This window comes from Pseudomonas sp. BN607 (genome assembly GCF_029871175.1).
In the GTDB taxonomy this organism is placed as follows: Bacteria; Pseudomonadota; Gammaproteobacteria; order Pseudomonadales; family Pseudomonadaceae; genus Aquipseudomonas.
In genome coordinates this window covers 24,162-47,646 of the sequence record NZ_SSOE01000065.1, presented here as the reverse complement: position 1 = coordinate 47,646, position 23,485 = coordinate 24,162, and the positions used below count along the sequence as shown (strand labels likewise).

At 61.2% G+C, this 23,485-nt stretch carries 16 protein-coding genes and 1 pseudogene; 9 read left to right on the top strand and 8 right to left on the bottom strand.

Going from position 1 to position 23,485, the window contains the following annotated elements; translation table 11 throughout:
• Positions 1 to 6 precede the first annotated feature (6 nt).
• From glgB to E8E68_RS21905, 3 genes are all read right to left on the bottom strand, one after another.
• Positions 7 to 2,217: a 1,4-alpha-glucan branching protein GlgB gene (glgB, locus tag E8E68_RS21915; RefSeq protein WP_266030467.1), complete on the bottom strand. Its 2,211-nt coding sequence runs from the start codon at positions 2,215 to 2,217 to the stop codon at positions 7 to 9.
• Positions 2,214 to 5,534: a maltose alpha-D-glucosyltransferase gene (treS, locus tag E8E68_RS21910; protein WP_266030468.1), complete on the bottom strand. Its 3,321-nt coding sequence runs from the start codon at positions 5,532 to 5,534 to the stop codon at positions 2,214 to 2,216. Before treS ends, glgB begins: the two co-directional genes overlap by 4 nt.
• 74 nt (positions 5,535 to 5,608) lie before the next feature.
• Positions 5,609 to 7,627 (bottom strand): alpha-1,4-glucan--maltose-1-phosphate maltosyltransferase, encoded by a 2,019-nt coding sequence (locus tag E8E68_RS21905; RefSeq protein ID WP_266030469.1) that lies wholly within the window; start codon positions 7,625 to 7,627, stop codon positions 5,609 to 5,611.
• 139 nt (positions 7,628 to 7,766) lie between these two features.
• Between E8E68_RS21905 and E8E68_RS21900 the strand changes: the two genes are divergently transcribed.
• Positions 7,767 to 7,928 carry a hypothetical protein gene (locus tag E8E68_RS21900; protein WP_003251307.1) on the top strand — a complete coding sequence of 54 codons (162 nt, stop codon included), beginning with the start codon at positions 7,767 to 7,769 and terminating at the stop codon, positions 7,926 to 7,928.
• 513 nt (positions 7,929 to 8,441) lie between these two features.
• Positions 8,442 to 9,290, top strand: a complete 849-nt coding sequence (locus tag E8E68_RS21895) for an RHS repeat-associated core domain-containing protein (protein WP_280344666.1) — start codon at positions 8,442 to 8,444, stop codon at positions 9,288 to 9,290.
• 79 nt (positions 9,291 to 9,369) lie between these two features.
• On the opposite strand, the gene E8E68_RS21890 is transcribed toward E8E68_RS21895, so the two are convergent.
• Positions 9,370 to 11,052, bottom strand: a complete 1,683-nt coding sequence (locus E8E68_RS21890; protein ID WP_280344663.1) for an AMP-binding protein — start codon at positions 11,050 to 11,052, stop codon at positions 9,370 to 9,372.
• Positions 11,053 to 11,296: 244 nt separating this feature from the next.
• Between E8E68_RS21890 and E8E68_RS21885 the strand changes: the two genes are divergently transcribed.
• The 4 genes from E8E68_RS21885 to E8E68_RS21870 are packed head-to-tail and all read left to right on the top strand — an operon-like array spanning position 11,297 to position 16,855.
• A complete protein-coding gene (locus E8E68_RS21885; protein ID WP_266030472.1) occupies positions 11,297 to 12,460 on the top strand; it encodes an isovaleryl-CoA dehydrogenase in 1,164 nt (387 codons plus the stop codon).
• Positions 12,461 to 12,479: 19 nt separating this feature from the next.
• Positions 12,480 to 14,087 (top strand): carboxyl transferase domain-containing protein, encoded by a 1,608-nt coding sequence (locus E8E68_RS21880; RefSeq protein ID WP_266030473.1) that lies wholly within the window; start codon positions 12,480 to 12,482, stop codon positions 14,085 to 14,087.
• Positions 14,088 to 14,090: 3 nt separating this feature from the next.
• Positions 14,091 to 14,906: a gamma-carboxygeranoyl-CoA hydratase gene (locus E8E68_RS21875; RefSeq protein WP_266030474.1), complete on the top strand. Its 816-nt coding sequence runs from the start codon at positions 14,091 to 14,093 to the stop codon at positions 14,904 to 14,906.
• The gene (locus E8E68_RS21870) at positions 14,903 to 16,855 is read left to right on the top strand and encodes an acetyl/propionyl/methylcrotonyl-CoA carboxylase subunit alpha (protein ID WP_280344658.1); all 1,953 of its coding nucleotides are present in this window, start codon (positions 14,903 to 14,905) and stop codon (positions 16,853 to 16,855) included. Before E8E68_RS21875 ends, E8E68_RS21870 begins: the two co-directional genes overlap by 4 nt.
• Before the next feature lie 129 nt (positions 16,856 to 16,984).
• Here E8E68_RS21870 and E8E68_RS21865 read toward each other — a convergent pair whose 3' ends face one another.
• Positions 16,985 to 17,650, bottom strand: a complete 666-nt coding sequence (locus E8E68_RS21865; protein WP_266032232.1) for a LexA family transcriptional regulator — start codon at positions 17,648 to 17,650, stop codon at positions 16,985 to 16,987.
• 130 nt (positions 17,651 to 17,780) lie between these two features.
• Between E8E68_RS21865 and E8E68_RS21860 the strand changes: the two genes are divergently transcribed.
• From E8E68_RS21860 to E8E68_RS21850, 3 genes are all read left to right on the top strand, one after another.
• Complete coding sequence (locus tag E8E68_RS21860) at positions 17,781 to 18,092, top strand: DUF3077 domain-containing protein (protein WP_266032231.1); 312 nt, start codon at positions 17,781 to 17,783, stop codon at positions 18,090 to 18,092.
• Between the two features lie 434 nt (positions 18,093 to 18,526).
• The gene (locus tag E8E68_RS21855; RefSeq protein WP_266032230.1) at positions 18,527 to 19,042 is read left to right on the top strand and encodes a DUF4880 domain-containing protein; all 516 of its coding nucleotides are present in this window, start codon (positions 18,527 to 18,529) and stop codon (positions 19,040 to 19,042) included.
• Positions 19,043 to 19,539: 497 nt separating this feature from the next.
• Positions 19,540 to 20,217, top strand: a complete 678-nt coding sequence (locus E8E68_RS21850; protein WP_266032229.1) for a thioredoxin domain-containing protein — start codon at positions 19,540 to 19,542, stop codon at positions 20,215 to 20,217.
• 196 nt (positions 20,218 to 20,413) lie between these two features.
• Here the strand turns inward: E8E68_RS21850 and E8E68_RS21845 are convergent.
• From E8E68_RS21845 to E8E68_RS21835, 3 genes and pseudogenes are all read right to left on the bottom strand, one after another.
• A pseudogene (locus E8E68_RS21845) lies at positions 20,414 to 21,072 on the bottom strand (OprD family outer membrane porin); the annotation flags it as partial.
• A 29-nt stretch (positions 21,073 to 21,101) separates the two neighbouring features.
• The gene (locus tag E8E68_RS21840; protein ID WP_266032228.1) at positions 21,102 to 22,217 is read right to left on the bottom strand and encodes a type VI immunity family protein; all 1,116 of its coding nucleotides are present in this window, start codon (positions 22,215 to 22,217) and stop codon (positions 21,102 to 21,104) included.
• Positions 22,218 to 22,228: 11 nt separating this feature from the next.
• A complete protein-coding gene (locus tag E8E68_RS21835) occupies positions 22,229 to 23,482 on the bottom strand; it encodes a VRR-NUC domain-containing protein (protein WP_266032227.1) in 1,254 nt (417 codons plus the stop codon).
• Positions 23,483 to 23,485: the final 3 nt, after the last annotated feature.

Sequence of the window (23,485 nt, the reverse complement as noted above, 5' to 3'; positions counted from 1 at the left end):
AGCCGATCAGGCGGCCTTGAGAATCAACACACCCAGCGGCGGCAGGTTCAGCGCAAGCGACAATGGCTGCCCATGGCTGGCCACTGCCTCACTGGCCACTGCGCCCAAATTGCCCACGTTGGACCCGGCATACAGCTCGGCATCGCTGTTCAGCAGCTCCTGCCAACGTTCGCCGAACGGCACGCCAATCCGGTAGCCCTCACGCGGCACCGGGGTGAAGTTGGCCACCACCAGCACTGGCTCGCCGCTGCTGCTCCAGCGCAGCCAGGCGTACACGCTGTTTTGCGCGTCGTCACCGATCAGCCACTGGAAGCCCTGCGGCTGGCAATCCTGCTCGTGCAGCGCCGGCACTTCGCGGTAGAGACGGTTGAGGTCGCCCACCAGGCGCTGCACCCCTTGGTGCTCGGGGTATTGCAGCAGGTACCAGTCCAGTTCGCTGTCGTGGTTCCACTCACGCCACTGGCCGAACTCGCAGCCCATGAACAGCAGCTTCTTGCCCGGGTGGGCCCACATGAAGGTGAGGTAGGCACGCAGGTTGGCGAACTTCTGCCAGCGATCGCCGGGCATCTTGTCGATCAGCGAGTGCTTGCCGTGCACCACCTCATCATGGGAAATGGGCAGGATGAAGTGCTCGGAATAGGCATAGATCAGCCCGAAGCTCATCTCGTTGTGGTGATAGGTGCGGTGCACTGGGTCGTTCTGGATGTAGTGCAGGGTGTCGTGCATCCAGCCCATGTTCCACTTGTAGGCAAAGCCCAGGCCGCCCTGTTGGGTAGGCTGGCTGACCCCGGGCCAGGCGGTGGACTCTTCGGCGATGATCAGCGCGCCCGGGGCCTCGTGTGCTGCCACCCCATTGAGGTGGCGGATGAAGTCGATGGCTTCAAGGTTCTCGCGCCCGCCGTGGCGGTTGGGCACCCACTCGCCGGCCTTGCGCGAATAGTCGCGGTACAGCATCGAGGCGACCGCATCGACCCGCAGGCCGTCGATGTGGAAGTGCTTCAGCCAGTGCAGCGCCGAGGCCATCATGAAGCCACGCACCTCGTTGCGGCCCAGGTTGTAGATCAGCGTGTTCCAGTCCTGGTGGTAGCCTTCCAGCGGGTTGTCGTATTCGTAGAGCGCCGTGCCGTCAAACCGCGCCAGGCCGTGTTCATCAGTCGGGAAGTGCGCCGGTACCCAGTCCAGCAGCACACCGATACCGCCCTGGTGACAGGCATCGATGAAGGCGGCAAAGTCCTCGGCCGTGCCGTAGCGCGAGGTGGGTGCGAACATCGACAGCGGCTGGTAGCCCCAGGAACCACCGAACGGGTGCTCCATGATCGGCAGCAGTTCGATATGGGTGAAGCCCAGCGCCTGCACATACGGCACCAGACGTTCGGCCAGTTCGCGCCAGTTGTAGTAGCGCCCGACTTCGCCCGCCTCGTCCAGCTCGCAACGCCATGAGCCCGGGTGCAGTTCGTAGATCGACAGTGGCGCGTTGTAGGCATGGCGCTGGGCGCGTTGCGCCATCCATTCATGGTCTTGCCAGGCATGGCTGAGCGCACCGGCCACCTTGGACGCCGTGCTCGGCGGCAGTTCGGTGGCGCGGGCCAGCGGGTCAGCCTTCAACGGCAAGATGCCATCCTTGCCGAGCACTTCGAACTTGTAGGTTTCCCCCACGCCTAGGCGCGGGATGAACAGTTCCCACACCCCGGCACTGTGACGCAGGCGCATAGGGTGGCGGCGGCCGTCCCAGTTGTTGAAGTCACCGACCACCGAGACCCGCCTGGCGTTGGGAGCCCAGACCGAGAAGCAGACGCCGTCGATACCCTCGACCTGGATCGGCTGCGCACCGAAACGCCCGGACAGGTCGCGGTGGTTGCCTTCGGCGAACAGGTGCAGGTCCATGTCACCTAGCTGCGGCCCGAAGCTGTAAGGGTCCTCGGTGACCTGCTCGCCACCGGCCCAGCCAATTTGCAACAGGTAGGGCTGTGCCTCATCGAGGTGCGCGCTGAACAACCCGGGCAGGCTGCCCTGCTCCATTTCGGCAAGGATGCGCCCGTCATGCCGGGCGAGGATGCGCGCATTCAGGGCAGTGGGCAGGAAGGCACGAACCACCTGCCCGCCTGCGCCGTCGCCGTGGGGGCCGAGTACCGCAAATGGATCGGCGTGTTCGGCGCGGGCCAGGGCATCGAGGTCCCGTTGCCGAAGGCCGCCGTTTTCACGCGTTGTTACGTTCATTCTGACTCTCCCCAGGTACTGATCAGTCCATGCAGGCCATGCAAAGGTACGGCCAGCCAGCTTGGACGGTTCTCGGCTTCGTATGTGATTTCGTAGGCGGCTTTTTCCAGGCAGAACAATTCCAGTGCCGCACGCTCGCCTTCGGCCTGCTGCCAGGCGTGGGGCATGGCAGCGGTGGCCAAGCCGTAGGCTTCGACAAAGGCATGCCGCGACTGGTGCAAGTACTGCCGCGCAACCCGTTGCCGGGCTTGCCGCGCCGGGTCGGAAAGGTCCACGGCAGACGCGCTGCGCAAGATCATCGCAGCAGCATAGTCGAAGGATCGCAGCACGCCGCTGACATCTTTGTAGGGGCTGTGTTTTGCCCGCCGTTCTTCCAGTGGCCGGGCCGGCTCGCCTTCGAAATCGATCAGGTAGGCATCGCCCTGCACCACCAGCACCTGGCCCAGGTGCAGGTCACCGTGCACGCGCATCAGCAAACCACCTTCAGCCTGTTCGGCCAACCGGCTTATGTGCTGGGCCAGGCCCTCACGCTGTTGCTGCAGGTCGTCGACCAGTGCCTGGCTGTCGCTGTCGAGGCTGTCGCGGTGTTGGGCCAGCAGGTCAAGCGCGTGGGTCAGTTCAGCGCCGATCTGTGCACTCCAGCGCTGGCTGTCTTGCGCATCGCTTGGGCGCGGCTGGAAGGCTTCATCGTCGGTCGGCGCAGCCAGCAACAGGTGCATCTCGCCCAGGCGCTGGCCGAGCAAGGCGGCAAAGCCGGTGAGTTCGGCCAGGGCGTCGGTATGCACTTCGGCGTCGCTTGGGGTGGGCTGCATCTGGTCGCGAATGGCTCGCTCAAGGGTGTTCTGGGTCCAGGCCCAGGCATCGCCCTGGTTGCTCAGGTAGCCTTGGGCGATCATCAGCAAATGGGGTGCCGTTTGTTGATCAACGCGGCTGACCCAGGCCAGCAGCGGCGAAATATTGGCAAAGCCGGCAGCGGTCAGGTAGGCACTCATTTCCAGCTCTGGGTGGATACCCGGGTTGACCCGGCGGATCAGCTTGAGCACCACACGGTCGCCGATCACCACCGAGCTGTTGGATTGCTCGGCGCTGAGGTAGCGCACTTCGCTTTCGTCGTTCAGTTCAAGGCTGGCCAATTGCGCGGTGCTCTCAAACCGCAGGTCACCCTCGCCATTGCCGCAGGGCAGGCGCAGGCCGTCCTGGCAGGCGCTCAACACGGCGCGGATAAAGGGTTCGAGCACAAAGGCGTCGGTGATCAGGCCGACCTGATGGGCACGGCGCACCCGCGACAGCGCCAGCTGCTGCGGCAGCGCGCTGTTGATCTGCTCCTCGCGCAGCAGGCCGAACGGCAGTTGGTAGCGGTTGGCTGTACCCTCGCTGATGACCTCGATTTCGCTGAGCAGCACGGGCGTGGTGGCACTGCCGAAGCGTACGCCGTAGCACAGGCGTACGCTGTCTATCGGGCCTTCCTTGCCGGCGAACCAGCGCCGCTTGGGCAAGTACTGCGGGAGGATGGCGGTTTGCAGGGTATCGCTGGAAGGTGCTTCCAGCAGTTCTTCCATGCGCTTGCGCAGTACCAGCGTAGTCAATTCGGGTAACCCCTCGGTGGCCTGGATGTGCCAGCTGGGCATGCGGTCGTGTGAGGCCAGCAGGAACCAGTAGAAGGCATAAGGTGGCAAGGTCAGCAGAAACGGCAGTTGGCCGATCGGCGGGAAGGCGCTACCGCCGAGCATTTCCACCGGTACTTTGTCGGCAAATTGTGACAGCTCAAGTTCCGCGGCCTGGGCGGCGCGGGAGACGTTGGCCACGCACAGGATGACCTCGGTGTTGCCATCGGCATCGGTGTATTCGCGGATGTAGGCAAGAATGCGCCGATTGCTCGGGGTGAGGGTACGCAGCGTGCCGCGACCAAAGGCCTTCTGCTGCTTGCGCACCGCCAGCATGCGCCGGGTCCAGTTCAGCAGGGAGTGCGGGTCGTGGCTCTGCGCCTCGACGTTGACCGTCTGGTAGCCATACAGCGGGTCCATGATCGGCGGCAGCACCAGGCGCTGCGGGTCAGCCCGGGAGAAACCGCCATTGCGGTCCGGCGACCACTGCATGGGCGTGCGCACACCGTCGCGGTCGCCGAGGTAGATGTTGTCGCCCATGCCCAGTTCATCGCCGTAGTAAAGGGTGGGCGTGCCGGGCATCGACAGCAGCAGGCTGGTGAGCAACTCGATACGTCGGCGGTCACGCTGCAGCAGCGGTGCCAGGCGCCGACGGATGCCCAGGTTGATGCGCGCGCGGCGGTCTTCGGCGTAGTAGTTCCACAAATAGTCACGCTCACGGTCGGTGACCATTTCCAGGGTCAGCTCATCGTGGTTGCGCAGGAAGATCGCCCACTGGCAGTTGGCAGGAATTTCCGGAGTTTGGCGCAAGATGTCGGTGATCGGGAAACGGTCCTCCATGGCCAGCGCCATGTACATGCGCGGCATCAGCGGGAAGTGAAAGGCCATGTGGCACTCGTCGCCATCGCCTTCGCCGAAGTACGGGCGAGTGTCTTCCGGCCACTGGTTGGCTTCGGCCAGCAGCATGCGGTCGGGGTAGTTGGCATCGATTTCGGCACGGATCGCCTTGAGCACGTCGTGGGTTTCGGCGAGGTTCTCGTTGTTGGTGCCGTCGCGTTCGATCAGGTAAGGGATGGCATCCAGGCGCAAGCCGTCGACCCCCAGGTCCAGCCAGAAACGCATCACCCCGATCACCGCCTTGAGCACCTGCGGGTTGTCGAAGTTGAGGTCCGGCTGGTGCGAGTAGAACCGGTGCCAGAAGTACTGGCCGGCGACCGGGTCCCAGGTCCAGTTGGACTTTTCGGTGTCGAGGAAGATGATGCGGGTACCGTCGTACTTCTGGTCGTTGTCCGACCACACGTAGAACTCGCGCGCCTTGCTGCCGGGCTTGGCGTGGCGGGCGCGCTGGAACCACGGGTGCTGGTCGCTGGTGTGGTTGATGACCAGCTCGGTGATCACCCGCAGGCCGCGCTTGTGCGCCTCGGCGATGAAACGGCGGGCGTCGGCCATGCTGCCGTAATCAGGGTGCACGGCCTTGTATTCGGCGATGTCGTAGCCGTCGTCACGGCGTGGCGAGGGATAGAACGGCAGCAGCCACAAGGTGTTGACGCCCAGCTCGGCGATGTAGTCGAGCTTGCTGATCAGGCCGGCGAAATCACCGATGCCATCGTTGTTCGAGTCGAAGAACGACTTGATGTGCAACTGGTAGATGACGGCGTCCTTGTACCACAGCGGGTCGTCGATAAAGGCTGCCGGGCGGGAACGCTTGGCCATGTGCGACTCCTTTCAATTGCATGCACAGACATCCGAGCTTGCTCGATACCACAGGGGGCACAGTCAGAGCCTGGTTAACGGGCTTTTTCGATGCGCCAGATGCCGAACGGCTGGTGCCAGGGCTCTATGCGCATCCATTGGGTCTTGCCGTACCATGACCAGCGGTGGCCGTTCATCAGGTCTTCACCATGGGTTTCGGCGTTGTCGTCCAGCCCCAATTCCCACAATGGCAACTCGAAGTGCGCCTCTTGGGCGTTGTGCGGGTCGAGGCTGACCGCCACCAGGATGTAGTTGTCGCGCTCGGGGGTGCGCTTGGCGAAGTACAGGATGTTGTCGTTCCAGCAATTGAAGAACGCCACGCCGAGGTGGGTTTGCAACGCAGGGTTCTGCCGGCGGATGCGATTGAGCTGGGCGATTTCGGCAATGATGTTGCCGGGTTGGCTGAAATCGCGCGGGCGCAGCTGGTACTTCTCCGAATCCAGGTATTCCTCCTTGCCCGGCAACGGCGTGCCCTCGCACAGCTCAAAGCCTGAATACATGCCCCACAGGCCCGAGCCCATGGTGGCCAACGCGGCGCGTATGAGGAAGCCGGCGCGGCCAGAGGTGTGCAGGAAGAACGGGTTGATGTCCGGCGTGTTGACGAAAAAGTTGGGCCGGTAGCACTGGCTCCACGGCGGCTGGTTGAGTTCCTCGAAGTACTCGCTCAGTTCCTTTTTGGTATTGCGCCAGGTGAAGTACGTGTAGCTCTGCGCATAACCGACCTTGCCCAGGCGCGCCATCATCGCAGGCTTGGTGAACGCCTCGGCGAGGAAGATCACCTCTGGGTACTGGCTGCGCACATTGGCGATCAGCCATTGCCAGAACGGCAGCGGCTTGGTGTGCGGGTTGTCGACGCGGAAGGTTTTGACGCCCTCCTCGACCCAGCCGATGACCACGTCGCGCAAGGCCAGCCACAGGCTGGGCACGGCATCGGGGGCGTAGAAGTCGACGTTGACGATGTCCTGGTACTTCTTCGGCGGGTTTTCGGCGTAGCGGATGGTGCCGTCCGGGCGCCAGCTGAACCAGCCCGGGTGCTCCTTGAGCCACGGGTGGTCCTGGGAGCACTGGATGGCGAAATCGAGGGCGATTTCCAGGCCGTGTTCCGCAGCCGCAGCCACCAGACGGCGGAAGTCATCGCGGCTGCCGAGTTGCGGGTGGATCGCCTCGTGGCCGCCTTCTGCGCTGCCGATGGCATACGGGCTACCCGGGTCGCCCGGTTCGGCCTTGAGCGCATTGTTGCGGCCCTTGCGGTGCTGCATGCCTATGGGGTGAATGGGCGGGAAGTACAACACGTCGAAGCCCATGTCACGAATCATCGGCAGGCGTTCGTGCACATCATTGAAGGTGCCATGCCGTTGGGGGTCATCGGTGATGGAGCGCGGGAACAGTTCGTACCAACTGGCGAACTGCGCCGCCGGGCGGTCGACATCCACCGGGAACTCACGGCTGCGGGCCAGGTAGCTGCGGTGTTCGGCTTCGCTCATCAGGCGGCTGGTGGTGGGGTCGAGAAGCAGTGCCACCTGGTCGTCGACACCCAACTCGCCCATGCGCTGTTGCAGGGCCTGCAACGCTTCACGCAGGGCGCCGTTGCACAAGGCAATGCCCTGGCCCAGCATCAAGCGACCTTCTTCCAGCTCCAGCCTGACCTCGACACCGGCGTGGTACTTCTTCTCCAGGTCGTGGCAGTACGTGGCGAACGGGTCGATCCAGGCCTCGATGCTGAACCGGTGCGGGCCTAGCTCGGTGGGGGTGAATTCGGCCAGCCACAGGTCGTTGCCCGGCGACTGCATGGGCACGCAATGCCAGCGCCGGCTGTTGGCCTGGCGCCAGTTGAGCATCACCGCCAGGCGGTCGTGGCCATCGCTGTAGACTTTGCTGCTGACCGCAACTGGCTGGCCGCTGATGGCCTTGGCGGCGAAGGTGCCAGCGTCGAGCACGGGTTGGGTGTCTTCGATGACGATGCGCGGCGCCAACAGCGCCTGGGACAGGCCAATGGCCTGATCCGGGTGATCGTTCGCCGTGGGCACGCTTTCAAAGGGCTCGTTTCGTGACATCGACCTTGCTCCCTCAGGCTGGTGGCGGTAAGGGTTCAGAGCCGGGCACAGGCGGGGGGTTCAAAATAATTGAGCGAACGGCAGCTGCCAGCGGTCAGAGCCTACAGCACCTCTTCACCCACCCACGCGAGGTCAGGCCATGAACATTCCCATTCCACCGGAAACCCCCGATCCGAACATCGACGACCCGAGCTTGCCGCCACCCGTACCGGAAGAAGACCCGGACGAGCTGCCGATCAAGCCGACCGTGCCGCCGACGGTAGGTGACCCGCCGAGCCAGGAGCCACCGGTGAAGGCTTAAGGGTAGACCACGGAACTGATATGTCTGTCAGTTGCGTTCTACTGGAGCTCGCATGACCATCGATCCTTGCCCGGAGATGGTTGAGTCATGTCAGAAGCGCGCGATTACATCTGGTAGCACGGATGGCGTGAGGGGCCAACTTTCGCAGTTAGGCGCCGCGCGTTCATCCCGGGCAATCTGGACTATACGTTATCGCTGCTTGGATTACGCTGTACGGTAGGTGTGCGGCGGTATGCACTTCGCCCCATCAGGGCAATTATTCTCGACGCCCGGGCAGCGCGGGACCTGTAGCCCCCTTTTACAACTGCTATTTTTACCAGTTTCGTAAGATCGCTGCTTACACTATATAAACCACACAACACCCGTCGGGAGAGCGACCACCGCCTTGTTGCTCAAGCTCGTGAACTCGCCGAACCGATGAACACCCCCTGTTCAGCGCCAATAAAACTTGTCAGACGCCTCATGGCTAGACTGAAGCCTTCGACAACATTGATTTTCACACGGGGCAGTACCATGTCAGCATCCACCACTGTCATCCCTGACACTCATGTCAGCTACTGCGTTTACGGCTACAGCAAAGCGCTAACCCTGAAACCTCGCCTGACCGGCTTCAACGGTGCACATTTTGACCATCACGCACATTACTACCATTTGGGACAAGGCTATCGCGCCTTCAGCCCTACACTGATGAGATTCATCTCCCCGGATCGTATTAGCCCCTTTGGACGTGGAGGAATTAATAGCTACGCCTATTGCAATGGCGATCCAGTCAACCGCACAGACCCAAGTGGAGCCGTTGCTTTCGCTCGACTCGCCCAACTCGCTTTACGTCCCCTGAATTGGCTATACAAAATCTTTTTCAAAAAGCCCAACATAAACGTTAATTTTAACAAGCAAAATGTACAGCTCCCCGGCCAAAGCCCTGAAGAAACTGCACGGCTCAGGTTGATAGCTATGGGAGACGGCCTACGCATACTGAATGAACTCTCCAAGCCGGCCCCCCACCCAGTAGAAAAAATAGGCCAATATTTAGCACCTGGGGATTTAACCGCAGCAGCCTCAGACCCCTTCAAAACCGGTGTAACGCCCAGAATTGTCCACCGCATCACAACAGAAAGATATTTGAAACAGGCTGCAAACATCATGGGTGGACAAGTAACCGATTACCGAAACGATGGCTTGCTAACCAAAGCAGATATATCCAGCCTTGACAGAATAGAAGCAGAGGTAAGAAAAATGCAAAACCCTAGCTACTTCGGCGACGCCGATTACTACATCAGCCCACAGGAGCGATATAGAAAGTTAATGGGACATATACGTATTATTCGTAGTTCCTTGGAACATCCGGAACTCTGGTTTTAGTTAGGATGGCTTGACCAAAACGGGCTAGCTGTGCCGGCCATTCGCGGGTCTTGCCCTGCGGACCGGCACCGCTACAACGTTACTCGGTCGATCCCACCATAAACTCCACGACACTGATCTCCCGCATCCGGAACTTCTGCACCTTGCCCGTCACTGTCATGGGGTATTCGTCAACGAAACGGATATACCGCGGCACCTTGAAGTGGGCAATGCGCGCCTTGCACCAGCCCTGCAGTTCCTCGACCGTGGCGCTATGCCCCGGGTGCAGCTTGATCCAGGCGACGATCTCTTCGCCATAGCGGCTGCACGGGATGCCGACCACCTGCGCATCGGCCACCGCCGGGTGGGTGTAGAAAAACTCTTCCAGCTCACGCGGGTAAATGTTCTCGCCGCCGCGAATGATCATGTCCTTATTGCGCCCGACGATGCGCACATAGCCCTGCTCGTCCATCACCGCCAGGTCGCCCGAATGCATCCAGCCGGCCGGGTCGATGGCATCCGCCGTGGCCTGGGGGTTGTCCCAGTAGCCAAGCATGACGCTGTAGCCGCGGGTGCACAGCTCGCCAATCTCACCGCGCGCGACGATACAGCCATCGGCGTCCACCAGCTTGTTCTCCAGCTGTGGCTGGGTGCGGCCGACGGTAGTCACGCGTAGCTCCAGATCATCGTCCGGGCCGGTCTGCAGCGACACCGGGCTGGTTTCGGTCATGCCGTAGGCGATCTGCACTTCTGCCATGTGCATCTGGCCGATGACCCGGCGCATCACCTCGATCGGGCAGGTGGCGCCGGCCATGATGCCGCTGCGCAGGGTCGACAGGTCCATGTGGGCACGCGACGGGTGGTCGAGCATGGCGATGAACATGGTCGGTACGCCATAGAGGATGGTGGCGCGCTCTTCTGCCACGGCGCGCAGGGTAAGCTCGGCATCGAAGGCATCGTTGGGGTAGATCATGGTGCTGCCGTGGGTGATGCAGCCGAGGTTGGCCATGACCATGCCGAAGCAATGGTACAGCGGCACCGGAATCACCATACGGTCGCTGGCTGCCAGGCCAAGGCTTTCACCCACCATGAAACCGTTGTTGAGGATGTTGTAGTGACTGAGCGTGGCACCTTTGGGCGCACCGGTGGTGCCGGAGGTGTACTGGATGTTTACCGGCTGGTCGAATTGCAGGCTTTGCTGGCGGGCTGTGCAGGCCTCGGCAGATGTCTGCCCTGCACGCTCGGTCAATGCGTGCCAGGGCAGGAAGCCGGCAGGCGGGTTGGCGGCCAGGCTGATGACGCCACGCAACTCGGGCAGGCATTCACTGGCCAGCTCACCAGGCGCGGCGCTGGCCAGTTCAGGCACCAGCTCCTGCACCATGGCGTGGTAATCAGACGTCTTGAAGGCCTCAGCACATACCAGCCAGCGGCAGCGGGACTGGCGCAGCACGTATTCCAGTTCACCCCCACGGTAGGCCGGGTTGATGTTGACCAGGATGGCACCGACCTTGGCACTGGCCAGCTGCAAGATGCACCACTGGGCGCAGTTGGGCGACCAGATACCAACACGGTCGCCAGTGTTGACGCCCAGCGCCATCAGCGCGCGGGCATGTACTTCGACCTGTTCGGCCAACTGCCGCCAGCTGTAGCGCAAGCCCTGGTGACGCGATACCAAGGCTTCGCCGTCGGCACAGCGGGCAACGGTGGCATCGAAGGCCTGGCCGATGGTCTGGGTCAGCAAAGGTCGGTCCTGGCGACCGCGGGTATAGCTCGGTTGACTCATGGGTGTCCCTTCTTGTGGTTGTTTTGGGCACGGCTGAAGCAAGCGGGAATACTCTGGCGCAGATTTACGTTTACGTAAAGGTGACAAGCAGATTGACAGTCCACCCTTGCAGGTTTACGTTAACGTAAAGGTGATGAACGATCCCGAGTTCATCGGCACGGCACCGACCCGCTCCCGCAGGGTCGGCACAAAGCCTTTGAGCTACGGTGTTACCCAATTTCCAAGAACAACAAGGTGCCCCAGCATGCATTACCCCTCCCTGAACTTCGCCCTGGGCGAAACCATCGACATGCTCCGTGACCAGGTGCGCACCTTCGTCGCCGCCGAACTGGCCCCGCGCGCCGCGCAGATCGACCACGACAACCTGTTCCCCGCCGACATGTGGCGCAAGTTCGGTGACATGGGCCTGCTGGGCATCACCGTGGCGGAAGAATACGGCGGCGCCGGCCTGGGCTACCTCGCCCACGTGGTGTCGATGGAGGAAATCAGCCGTGGCTCGGCCTCGGTAGCACTGTCCTACGGCGCGCACTCCAACTTGTGCGTCAACCAGATCAACCGCAACGGCAACCACGAACAGAAGCTCAAGTACCTGCCCAAGCTGATCAGCGGCGAGCACATCGGCGCCCTGGCCATGAGCGAGCCCAACGCCGGCTCCGACGTAGTCTCGATGAAGCTGCGCGCCGAAAAACGCGGCGACCACTATGTGCTCAACGGCAGCAAGACCTGGATTACCAACGGGCCAGACGCCAACACCTACGTGATCTACGCCAAGACCGACCTGGACAAGGGTGCGCACGGTATCACTGCCTTCATAGTCGAACGCGATTGGAAAGGGTTCAGCCGCAGCAACAAGTTCGACAAGCTGGGCATGCGCGGCTCGAATACCTGCGAGCTGTTCTTCGATGACGTGGAAGTGCCGGCAGAGAACATTCTGGGCCAACTCAACGGCGGCGTGCGCGTCCTGATGAGCGGCCTGGACTACGAACGTGTGGTGCTGTCCGGCGGGCCGACCGGCATCATGCAAAGCTGTATGGACCTGGTGGTGCCGTATATCCACGACCGCAAGCAGTTCGGTCAGAGCATCGGCGAGTTCCAGCTGATCCAGGGCAAGATTGCCGACATGTACACCCAGCTGAACGCCAGCCGCGCCTACCTGTATGCCGTGGCCCAGGCCTGCGACCGTGGCGAGACCACCCGCAAGGATGCTGCCGGGGTGATCCTGTACACCGCCGAGCGCGCCACGCAGATGGCCCTGGAAGCGATCCAGATTCTCGGCGGCAACGGCTATATCAACGAATTCCCGGCTGGCCGCCTGTTGCGCGACGCCAAGCTGTACGAAATCGGCGCCGGCACCAGCGAAATCCGCCGGATGCTGATTGGCCGCGAACTGTTCAACGAAACCCGCTGAACATAAGGAACGGGCGCACATGGCTACCTTGCACACCCAGATCAACCCGCGTTCGACGGAATTCGCCGGCAACAGTGCGGCCATGCTCGAACAAGTCCAAGCCCTGCGCGGCCTGCTGGCCCAGGTCGCCCAGGGCGGCGGGCCCAAGGCTCAGGAGCGGCATACTTCGCGCGGTAAGCTGCTGCCGCGCGAGCGCATAGACCGCCTGCTGGATCCGGGCTCGCCGTTTCTCGAGATCGGCCAGCTGGCGGCCCATGAGGTATATGGCGAAGACGTGCCGGCTGCGGGCGTGATCGCCGGCATTGGCCGCGTCGAAGGCGTGGAATGCATGATCGTGGCCAACGATGCCACGGTCAAAGGCGGCTCGTACTATCCGCTGACGGTGAAAAAACACCTGCGCGCGCAGACCATCGCGCTGCAAAACCGCCTGCCGTGCATCTACCTGGTGGACTCGGGCGGCGCCAACCTGCCACGCCAGGACGAAGTGTTCCCTGACCGCGAGCACTTTGGGCGGATCTTCTTCAACCAGGCCAACATGAGCGCGCAAGGCATCCCGCAGATCGCCGTGGTGATGGGCTCGTGTACCGCAGGCGGCGCCTACGTGCCGGCGATGGCCGACGAAGCGATCATGGTACGCCAGCAGGCGACCATCTTTCTCGCCGGGCCGCCGTTGGTGAAAGCCGCCACTGGCGAAGTGGTCAGCGCCGAAGACCTCGGCGGCGCCGATGTGCACTGCCGCACCAGTGGCGTCGCCGACCATTATGCCGACAATGACGAACACGCCCTGGCCATCGCGCGGCGCAGCGTGGCCAACCTCAACTGGCACAAGCTGGGCAAGCTGCAGCGCCTGGCCCCCGTGGCGCCGCTATACGCCGCCGACGAGCTGTACGGCGTGGTGCCGGCGGATGCCAAGCAGCCGTTCGATGTACGCGAAGTGATCGCACGCCTGGTCGACGGTTCGGTGTTCGATGAGTTCAAGGCACTGTTCGGCACCACGCTGGTGTGCGGTTTCGCCCACCTGCATGGCTACCCGGTGGCGATCCTGGCCAACAACGGCATCCTGTTCGCCGAAGCCGCGCAAAAAGGTGCGCACTTCATCGAACTGGCCTGCCAGCGCGGCATCCCGCTGCTGTTCCTGCAGAACATCACCGGTTTCATGGTCGGCAAAAAATACGAAGAAGGCGGCATCGCCAAGCACGGCGCCAAGCTGGTCACCGCCGTGGCCTGCGCCCAGGTGCCGAAGTTCACGGTGATCATCGGCGGCAGCTTTGGTGCCGGCAACTACGGCATGTGCGGCCGCGCCTACGACCCGCGCTTCCTGTGGATGTGGCCCAACGCACGGATTGGCGTGATGGGCGCCGAACAGGCCGCCGGCGTGCTGGCACAGGTCAAGCGCGAGCAGAGCGAACGCAGCGGCCAGCCATTCAGTGCCGAAGACGAAGCCAGGCTCAAGCAGCCGATCCTCGACCAGTACGAACACCAGGGCCACCCCTACTATTCCAGTGCCCGCCTGTGGGATGACGGTGTCATCGACCCGGCGCAGACCCGCGATGTGCTCGGCCTTGCGTTGTCCGCCGCGCTGAACGCGCCGATCGAACCGAGCCGCTTCGGCATTTTCCGGATGTGACCCATGAGCGATTTCAGCACCCTTGAAGTGATCCGCGACCCGCGCGGCTTTGCCACCCTGTGGCTCAGCCGCGAGGACAAGAACAACGCCTTCAACGCACAGATGATCCGCGAACTGATCGTGGCCATCGACCAGTTGGCCGAAGACGCCAGCCTGCGCTTTGTGCTGCTGCGTGGCCGTGGCCGGCATTTCAGCGCCGGTGCCGACCTGGCCTGGATGCAGCAGTCGGCACAACTGGACTTCAACACCAACCTGGATGACGCCCACGAACTGGGCGAACTGATGTACGCCCTGCACCGCCTCAAGGTCCCGACCCTGGCCGTGGTGCAAGGCGCAGCCTTCGGCGGCGCGCTAGGCCTGATCAGCTGCTGCGACATGGCCATTGGCGCCGAAGACGCCCAGCTGTGCCTGTCGGAAGTGCGCATCGGCTTGGCACCGGCGGTCATCAGCCCGTTTGTGGTCAAGGCCATTGGCGAGCGGGCCGCGCGCCGCTACGCCCTCACCGCCGAGCGTTTCAGCGGTATACGCGCCCGCGAACTGGGCCTGCTGGCCGAAGTGTACCCAGCCAGTGAGCTGGATGCCCAGGTCGAAGCGTGGGTGAATAACCTGTTGCAGAACAGCCCGCAAGCGTTGCGCGCCACCAAGGACCTGCTGCGCGAAGTGGACGACGGAGAACTGAGCCCGGCCCTGCGCCGTTACTGCGAAAACACCATTGCCCGCATCCGCGTCAGCGCCGAAGGCCAGGAGGGCCTGCGCGCCTTCCTCGAAAAACGCCGCCCCGCGTGGCAAACCGATGACAAGAAGGAACCGCGCCCATGAGCCGCCCCGCTTTGACCACCCTGCTGGTCGCCAACCGTGGCGAAATCGCCTGCCGGATAATGCGCACAGCCAAGGCCATGGGCCTGACCACTGTCGCCGTGCACAGCGCCACCGACCGTGACGCCCGCCACAGCCGCGAAGCTGATATCCGCGTGGATCTCGGTGGCACCAAGGCCGCCGAAAGCTACCTGCTGATCGACAAGCTGCTGGCAGCAGCCAAGGCCAGCGGTGCCCAGGCGATTCACCCGGGTTATGGTTTCTTGTCCGAGAACGCAGGCTTCGCCCGCGCGATCGAACAGGCCGGGCTGATCTTCCTCGGCCCACCGGCCAGCGCCATCGACGCCATGGGCAGCAAATCGGCGGCCAAGGCACTGATGGAAGCGGCCGGCGTGCCATTGGTGCCGGGCTACCACGGCGAAGCCCAGGACCTGGACACCTTCCGCGCCGCTGCCGAACGCATCGGCTACCCGGTGCTGCTCAAGGCCAGCGCTGGCGGCGGTGGCAAGGGCATGAAAGTGGTCGAGGAAGAAAGCCAGTTGGCCGACGCCCTGGCCTCGGCCCAGCGTGAGGCACAGTCGTCGTTCGGCGATGCGCGCATGCTGGTGGAAAAGTACGTGCTCAAGCCCCGCCATGTCGAAATCCAGGTGTTTGCCGACCAGCACGGCAACTGCCTGTACCTTAACGAACGCGACTGTTCCATTCAGCGCCGCCATCAGAAGGTGGTGGAGGAAGCCCCTGCCCCCGGCCTGTCGCCCGAACTGCGCCGGGCCATGGGCGAAGCGGCGGTACGTGCCGCCCAGGCTATCGGTTACGTGGGTGCCGGCACCGTGGAGTTTCTGCTTGATGCACGTGGCGAGTTCTTCTTCATGGAGATGAACACCCGCCTGCAGGTGGAACACCCGGTCACCGAGGCCATCACCGGCCTGGACCTGGTGGCCTGGCAGATTCGCGTGGCCTGCGGCGAGTCTCTGCCGATCACTCAGGAACAGGTGCCACTGATCGGCCATGCCATCGAAGTACGGTTGTACGCCGAAGACCCGGCCAACGAGTTCCTGCCCGCTACCGGCAAGCTGGTGCTGTACCGTGAGTCGGCGCCTGGCGAAGGCCGGCGCGTGGACAGCGGGGTTAGTGAAGGCGATGTGGTGTCGCCGTTCTACGACCCAATGCTGGGCAAGCTGATTGCCTGGGGTGAAAACCGCGAACAGGCACGCCTGCGCTTGCTGGCCATGCTCGACGAGTTTGCCATTGGCGGATTGAAGACCAACATCGCCTTCCTGCGCCGCATTCTCGCGCACCCTGCGTTCGCGGCGGCAGAGCTGGACACCGGCTTCATTCCCCGCCACGAGGATGTGCTGCTGCCGGCGCCACGTGCGCTGCCGGCTGGCTTCTGGGAGGCGGCAGCCGAAGCCTGGCTGCAGGGCCAGGCCGGGCATCAGCGCGATGACGACCGCTGTTCGCCGTGGGGTGAGCGCAACGGCCTGCGTTTGGGCCTGCCGGCACGCAGCAGCCTGCATCTGGTGAGCGGCGGACAGGACCAGGCCGTTGCCCTGGAGCACAGCGCTGCATCCACCTGGCAGCTGGTGGGCGAGCAACTGGTACACGATCAGGCCGGTGTGCGTCGCCAGTACTTGGCGATGCGTCGCGGTGCCACGCTGTACCTGCAATGGGATGGCGAAATGCACGCGATCCAGGCATTCGACCCGGTTGCTGAAGCCGAGGCCAGCCATAGCCATCAAGGCGGCCTGGGCGCGCCCATGAATGGGAGCATCGTGCGCGTGTTGGTCGAACCTGGGCAGGTGGTGGAAGCGGGTACTGCGCTGGTGGTGCTGGAGGCCATGAAGATGGAACACAGCATTCGGGCGCCGCATGGCGGGGCGGTGAAGGCGCTGTTCTGTCAGGAAGGGGATATGGTCAGCGAAGGGACGGTGCTGGTCGAACTGGCTGAGTGAGGTGGGGGCGCTTGGCTTGAGTGTTGGGGTGGCTTCGAGATCGAGCGCCGCGCGGGCGGCGCTCGATCTCGAAGGCGCCCCAAAACCCAAGGCTTGCGCCCTCCAGCCCCATCACCCATTCAAACCCGTTCAAAAGGCCCCATGCACCCGCACGACCACCCCGAGAAATTCGCAACCCTCTTCGCACAACAGCGCCGGGTAGTTACTGTTCAATGCCTTCAGATAACGCTGCCCACCTTCTTCGGCCAGCTCGCGAAAAATCGCCGGTTTGCCAGGCTGACGCGCGATAACCAAACGCCCCGCCTCAGCCTCCACACCCGGGTCCACCAGCATCCGCATGCCCTGCGGCACACTGCGACCGCTGACGGCGCTCATCGCGTCATTTTCAACCGTCAACCAGAATGCCTTGCCCTGGGCCAGGTAGTCCGTCTGCTCGAACACACCAGGCTCATCACGCTCTGTAACACCTAGCTGATTCCAGGCCAACACCGGGTAGCGGAAACACACGATGTACTGCATGAGATCCAGATCGTCATCTGCCTCATCCATCTGATAGACGCCACGCTCCTCGCCAGCCTGGCCCTGAATGCGCAGCTGCAGGCTGACGTTGTAATGAGGCATGCCAATCTCGACGAACGTGCGGTTCATCGACTCGATCTTCGGCTGACGCCGCTTGTTCACCCAATGCCCTACGCTGCCTTGAGACACGCCAACGCGCTCGGCAAGCTGCTCTTGAGTGAGACCAAGCTCCTCCATCCGGTCACGGACGAGGGCAATCCATTTATCCATATTCATCGCTGGCACGATACGGACTGCCTTTCACCGCTCAATAAACATTCAGTATTATTTATCAAAGGGCGTGAAAATACCCGAGGTATTATTATCGGTCGGACCCCTTCCCCTACTGGCTCTAGCAGGTATCAGGATGAAACCACCGAAAAACGACGAAACAGATCTCGACAGCGAAGCTGCCCGCCGCGCGCTCGACTACTACCTCAACCCCAACCCGCCACGCCCGACCCTGGACACTAAAATCTGGACCCTGCACGAAGGGGTGACCGGCGAGCAGGCGCTGGAACATGCGATCGCCCTGCTGCGCTGTGCCGCCGCTACCGCGCAGGAAACCGCCACGCACCAGCACGGCAGCCAGCGCGAGCTGACCTATGCCCTGATGCACATGATGGATATGGCGCGTGCCCTGCTGGAGCACAAACCCAACGGCGAACCGGGTTTCTAGCTACGAAAGAAGGGAGAAGACGTGATGGCCGGGTAACGGCAAAGGCCCCGATTGCCGGGACAAGGAAGCGCGCCGGTAAAACTTTTTTACCGGATTAGCGAAAATTCATTTGACTGGCAAATGATAACGATTATTATTGCACTCAGCTGATCGCGAGATCCGCTGGATAACCTGAAAGCTTAGGTCGCTCTCAGATTATCTCCTCATCAGGCTAATCACGGTTTTTGACCCGGCTTTTTTGCCGGGTCTTTTTTTTGGCTCTTCAGGCTAATGAAGATCGTGATGGCGCGCATGATAGCAAAGGTGTTTCAGGGCGTGAACGCTCGTTACAAAACTTTGCGGAATCAGCACTTGAGAATCAATCTCGTTTCGCCTACGCTGTTTCCGCATCACGGAAGATGCCCCCTCCCCCTTTAAAGAGCAAGGAGCTGTCCATGACCCGTCTGATGCTGCCCCTTGAACACCCCGCTCCTGCTGCCGAGCACGATGCCGACGATGCCCTGCTGTATGCACTGAAGCGGCTACCACGGCGCGTACAGCAGGTATTCCTGCTCAACCGCCTCGATCAACTGGACTTCGCCAGCATTGCTGTGCGCCTTGACCTGCCACTGGCGAGTATCGAGCGCAACATGGATCAGGCGCTGCAGGCTGGCCGCTCGCGCCGGGATGTGCTGGCGAGCGTGGCCGGGCAATGGTATGTGCGCTTGCAGAGCCCGCAGGTGACGGCGTGCGAGCGGATCGACTTCCGCCGCTGGCTGGATGCCGATACGGCGAATTTGCAGGCGTTTCACGACACGGAACTGCGGTGGCGCAGCCTGCTGGCGCCGGCACGGCAATTGGGCCATGACGGCTGGTATCGGCAAGGCCGGGCGGCGCTGTCGCTGGGTGGCTGCTCGGTTGCAGTCGGGCTTGGTGTGGCGGCGTTGGTGCTGGTTGGGTTGTGGGCTTGATCAGCGCTTCAGCATGGCTGTACTTCCTTGCCCGTGAACACGCACCGCGCGCGCACCCAACTTCAGTTTATCGATAGCCTGGCTGGCGGCAGTCACCCATTCGGCCCGAAGAACGCTTCAAAGTCTTCCAGCGAAGCGTCGGGTACCCTGACAACGAAGGGGTAGCGCTCGGCCAGACGCTGTTGGAAGAAGCTGTAGACTTCGACGACGCCAACGTGCAACTGCTAGCGCTGGCTTGTTGCAGTCCCACAATGACGCGCCGGGCAACCTGCAAACCCTGGTCCTGCCAGACCAGCGCGAACTCCTGTGAATTTACTTCCAAGTCGCCCCCGCGCCGCCTCGATGGGCGATGAGGGAACCTGAAGAAAATGCCAGCGTCATAGCCTCATGCAGCAACTCGGCATCAGTGGACTCGATGCCGCAATCCGCACCCCTCAGGATATGGACAGTGCACGTGGTATCGAGCCGTTCGACCTGGAATTGCGAGGAGCAACAGCATGCACGAACGGATGAGTGCAACCAACCTAAAGTGGGCCTGCGGCTGGCTCGCAGCCGCGGTTTTGGCACTGTGCTGGTGGCTGCCGCTACCTTTTCGGTCCACCGCCGATGATGGCCCGCCGCGGATCTACGGCAACCCCGAAGCGCGCTTCACTATCACCCTCTACGCCGACCTGGAATGCCCGCACTGCCAGGTCTACCTGCCGCAACTGCAGCGCTGGATCGTCACCAATGATCACGTCAACCTCGCCTGGCGTCACCTGCCCCTCCCCCTGCATGAACCGGCCGCCAGTCGGGAAGCGCGGCGGATGGAATGCGTGGGTCAGCCTGAAGGACGCGAAGGCTTGTGGGGGAAGGTGGTCTGGATCTACCTCCATACCCAAGGCAACGGCCGTCGGTTGGCTTCTGAACAAGACTATCCAGACATCAGCCCGTCCCTACAACGCTGCCTGGCCGGCGAACGGGCAGCCCAAGTCGTGGACACGCAAAAAGCGGAAGCCTTGGAAACCGGATTCAACCCTACCCCTACGCTGCGCCTGACCGACAATCACACCCAGCACACCCTGATCCTGGAAGGCCCAATCGACCACGATGTCTTGCTGTCCGCAGTGGACCTGTTGGGCGCGGCAGAAATTTTTGAAATGCCCGCTGACGGGATCAGCGATATGCCCAGGTAGCCCACGGCGTCACGGCTAGGGGAAGGCGGGGTGAGTTCGTACTGATTTTGCGGGTGGGGGATCAAGACAGAGGCTCAGTAACTAGCTTCTTGGCGCCCGCTGCCAAAGGGCAGTGATTGAGGCACTGCTCGACGCTGTCAGCCGCCCCCGCTGCAACTATGTACAGCGGGCACAGAACACCGAGCATCACAAAGTATCAAAATAATGAGAGCGGATAGTTCATGACCAAACGATTTTCATTAAAGCTCGTGTGGCACCCCACCCCCGACGCAAGGTCGAGTTACGCCATTTAATATTCAAGTCTTTGAGCGCGCCAGCCTGGAACAGGTAAGCAAGCTCTGTCTCCCGCCCCCACTCTTTGACGCCGATTTCACCTCCTACATGAATACCGCTACCTTTGATATAACGATTCATAATGACCAGACCGGGAACGCCCAATGCCACGAAATTATAATCGTGACGCACCTGCCAGGAGCGCTCATTGGCATTTTCGTAACTGGAACTAAAGCTGTCGTTGGCCAGCGATCCACCCGAAGTACCGTTGACTTTCATCCAGCCGTCTTGACCGGAAACCTTCTGCAAGCCGATATAAAAGGTGTTCGCGCCATACATCGCTGAAAACAATCCGGACCAGGTCCGATTGTCGAGATCCCCCGCCAGCGACCGCCCTTCATCCTTACCGGTGTACCACTGGATGTTCGCACCCAGGGTCCATTTACCCATGGGCTGACTGTGAGTGATCTGGATCATCTGCTGGCGGCAGATATCCTTTAACTCCGCCCCCCACCCGCCAAGCAGCGTACACTTGTTATTGAAGGTGTACTCGCCACCGACGAAGTTGAAGCGATCCGAAGTGACACCCCAACCTTAAGCTTTCAGCACCACTATTCCTGGCCTGCCCAATACCAGAAGGTCGCCCCCCATGCAGAGCCTACAAACTCCGGCATAACCTCGCCTGCGTTGAAGAAACGACGGGAGTCGGCCTGGGCTGGGCTGAACCAATACCCGGTATGGGTACAGATGCCACCTGCGGCGATTTTTCTCGGGCTTTGCGCGACCGGCTCATCCTCATCGAAGCGTGCATACCAACGCAGCGAACGTTCCTCGTCATAGCCATTGCCATACTCGGAGTACGATTGCAGCGTATCCGGGTCCGACGAACGCAACGGCTTCAATACACGGTTAGCGGCAACGTACAGCTTGGGCAGTTCTGTTACAGAGCCCAGCTCAGGTAAGGCACCGGCCCTGACGACCAACCCACTGCTGTACTCGAGGCATTGGATGCCTCCTTGAGAGGACAGCTTGCGGCAAACCGTGTCCAGGCCGCCCAGCCGCTCTAGCAGTGATCGACCCACGATGGTGAACCAGTTAACGCCCTTGATAGACCCGACCAGCCTCAGTGAATGGGCCATTGCCATGGTATCGACTTCCAATCCTGGGTACTTCTGTGAAAGCTCGTATTCGATTGGCATATACCTGTCGAAGTCATACGGTAACAAAGTGGATAAGCCGCCATAGCCGTGCTCGGCATCCACCTGCTCACTGAGATACAGCACCCACTCCTGAAACCGCTCAACGCCGTCAGGCGTGCCCAACTCCTCCCAGGGCACGGTCAACTTAATGTAAGACCTTAGAGAATCACCGAGATCCTCAAGGGTAGTAAGCACCGCCAAACTGTAGACACCAACGTCATAAGCAGAGGAAGCGCTACTCAAATACAATTCAAATTGATCCGCTTTCGCTGTAACTGCCTCCAAGGCACTTTCCAGCGACTTGCCGGAGTACTTCTTGTAGCGCTTATAAACCATACTTCGAAGCGAGCCTTCAAACTCCACTGAGAATTTCCGAAAGCAGGCGACTATATTACTTATAACTGCAGGCGTGTAGCCATTTTTAAAATACAACGTAACGACCAAGCCTAGTCTGACTACCGGAACGCCCTCGGAAGAGTCGAATTCGAGACCGGCGAGTTCATTTTTAATTTTTTCAATATTGTTCATTGTCATATCCTTCACGCTGAGGCGGCAGTCAGCACTGCCCCTCCTCCGAGAACAGCCGCTAAAACTCCCCAGAACATTTGAGCAAGCCTGACCAAAACAACAAGAGCACTCACAATAGCCGCAGGTACGCCAGCGGCCACCAACCCAGCACCGATGGCAATTACCACCACAACGGTACCCACGACGATGCCGATATCTACTAGAACTTGTACCCAATCAATTTCCTTGAGCATGTCAAGGGTCAAGTCAGTGTAGCGTTGTACCTGCTGCCACATTTCCCTCAACTGTTCATCTGTCCATCGCAGCACTTCTCCTGTGCTCTCGCTCACCCACTCCCAGGCCTTTCCGGCTTCTTGGCGAATCCATTTACCTTGCTGCGTCAGCCAGGCGCTAGCGCTCTCCAAATACTGCCTGACCTCTTGAGACAAAGCATCGATCGCATTCTTTCCGCCTTCGCGTAAACTTTCCACAGCTTCCTGAGCCAAAGTCCACGCCTCAACATAGGCAGGTTTGGATGTCGCTGTTGGGCCATAAACAGGTACTGGTGTTGGAGCCTTCCGAGGCCGCTCGAACGGGACAGGCCACTGTCGAGAGTCGTACGCTTGCGTCGGATTGGTGTGAGCATTGTACTCACGATCCTTTTCACGCTCTTCGTTCTCTCGGCAGTCAGTCACCTCCAGAACCGAAAATTTTTTTGAACTGCCCGCAATCCGGATATAGTCCCTACGTTGTTCACTGCCTAGCACATCACCTGGAAACTTGACCTCAACAATACGTTCCAAATTATTCGGATGCTCGACTCCCTGATGATCTGGGCCCGCCTGCCCAGGCCACCTGATACTCTTATTCGTGACAATTGTCACATCGGGCCGCCTGAGCTTTCCCCCCATGAATCCTTTCGGAAATGGTGTCAATGAATGCCGCCGCCCTGAATCCTGCACTCCGCCCGACGAGCTTAAAAAGGGCTTAGGCGGAGAAAACCTCATATCAAAGCTAACCTCAGCCTTGTAGGCCCAGTTAAATGCAAAACGGTACTCGTCCGCCCTGATCAAGCCGCTCATAACAATCTGTTTCAGCTCAATAGAGTTGCTCCCGCCACTCTTACTACTCCGCATGCTCAGCTTGGGAAACTTCATGGCATACTCGGCCTTTTCCATCAAATACGGCTTATTTCCAAGCGAAGGCAACGGGGCGTCCTTGACCGTACCCTCGATACTCGTTTTGGTACAACCCTGCGGCAGTTCTGGCATTTGTGGCATAGCCATACG

What these genes read in the sequence shown, in the direction of transcription:
- glgB (WP_266030467.1), bottom strand. Translation starts at nt 2,217, where the DNA reads ATGAACGTAACAACGCGTGAAAACGGCGGCCTTCGGCAACGGGACCTC.
- treS (WP_266030468.1), bottom strand. Translation starts at nt 5,534, where the DNA reads ATGGCCAAGCGTTCCCGCCCGGCAGCCTTTATCGACGACCCGCTGTGG.
- E8E68_RS21905 (WP_266030469.1), bottom strand. Translation starts at nt 7,627, where the DNA reads ATGTCACGAAACGAGCCCTTTGAAAGCGTGCCCACGGCGAACGATCAC.
- E8E68_RS21900 (WP_003251307.1), top strand. Translation starts at nt 7,767, where the DNA reads ATGAACATTCCCATTCCACCGGAAACCCCCGATCCGAACATCGACGAC.
- E8E68_RS21895 (WP_280344666.1), top strand. Translation starts at nt 8,442, where the DNA reads ATGTCAGCATCCACCACTGTCATCCCTGACACTCATGTCAGCTACTGC.
- E8E68_RS21890 (WP_280344663.1), bottom strand. Translation starts at nt 11,052, where the DNA reads ATGAGTCAACCGAGCTATACCCGCGGTCGCCAGGACCGACCTTTGCTG.
- E8E68_RS21885 (WP_266030472.1), top strand. Translation starts at nt 11,297, where the DNA reads ATGCATTACCCCTCCCTGAACTTCGCCCTGGGCGAAACCATCGACATG.
- E8E68_RS21880 (WP_266030473.1), top strand. Translation starts at nt 12,480, where the DNA reads ATGGCTACCTTGCACACCCAGATCAACCCGCGTTCGACGGAATTCGCC.
- E8E68_RS21875 (WP_266030474.1), top strand. Translation starts at nt 14,091, where the DNA reads ATGAGCGATTTCAGCACCCTTGAAGTGATCCGCGACCCGCGCGGCTTT.
- E8E68_RS21870 (WP_280344658.1), top strand. Translation starts at nt 14,903, where the DNA reads ATGAGCCGCCCCGCTTTGACCACCCTGCTGGTCGCCAACCGTGGCGAA.
- E8E68_RS21865 (WP_266032232.1), bottom strand. Translation starts at nt 17,650, where the DNA reads ATGAATATGGATAAATGGATTGCCCTCGTCCGTGACCGGATGGAGGAG.
- E8E68_RS21860 (WP_266032231.1), top strand. Translation starts at nt 17,781, where the DNA reads ATGAAACCACCGAAAAACGACGAAACAGATCTCGACAGCGAAGCTGCC.
- E8E68_RS21855 (WP_266032230.1), top strand. Translation starts at nt 18,527, where the DNA reads ATGACCCGTCTGATGCTGCCCCTTGAACACCCCGCTCCTGCTGCCGAG.
- E8E68_RS21850 (WP_266032229.1), top strand. Translation starts at nt 19,540, where the DNA reads ATGCACGAACGGATGAGTGCAACCAACCTAAAGTGGGCCTGCGGCTGG.
- E8E68_RS21840 (WP_266032228.1), bottom strand. Translation starts at nt 22,217, where the DNA reads ATGAACAATATTGAAAAAATTAAAAATGAACTCGCCGGTCTCGAATTC.
- E8E68_RS21835 (WP_266032227.1), bottom strand. Translation starts at nt 23,482, where the DNA reads ATGGCTATGCCACAAATGCCAGAACTGCCGCAGGGTTGTACCAAAACG.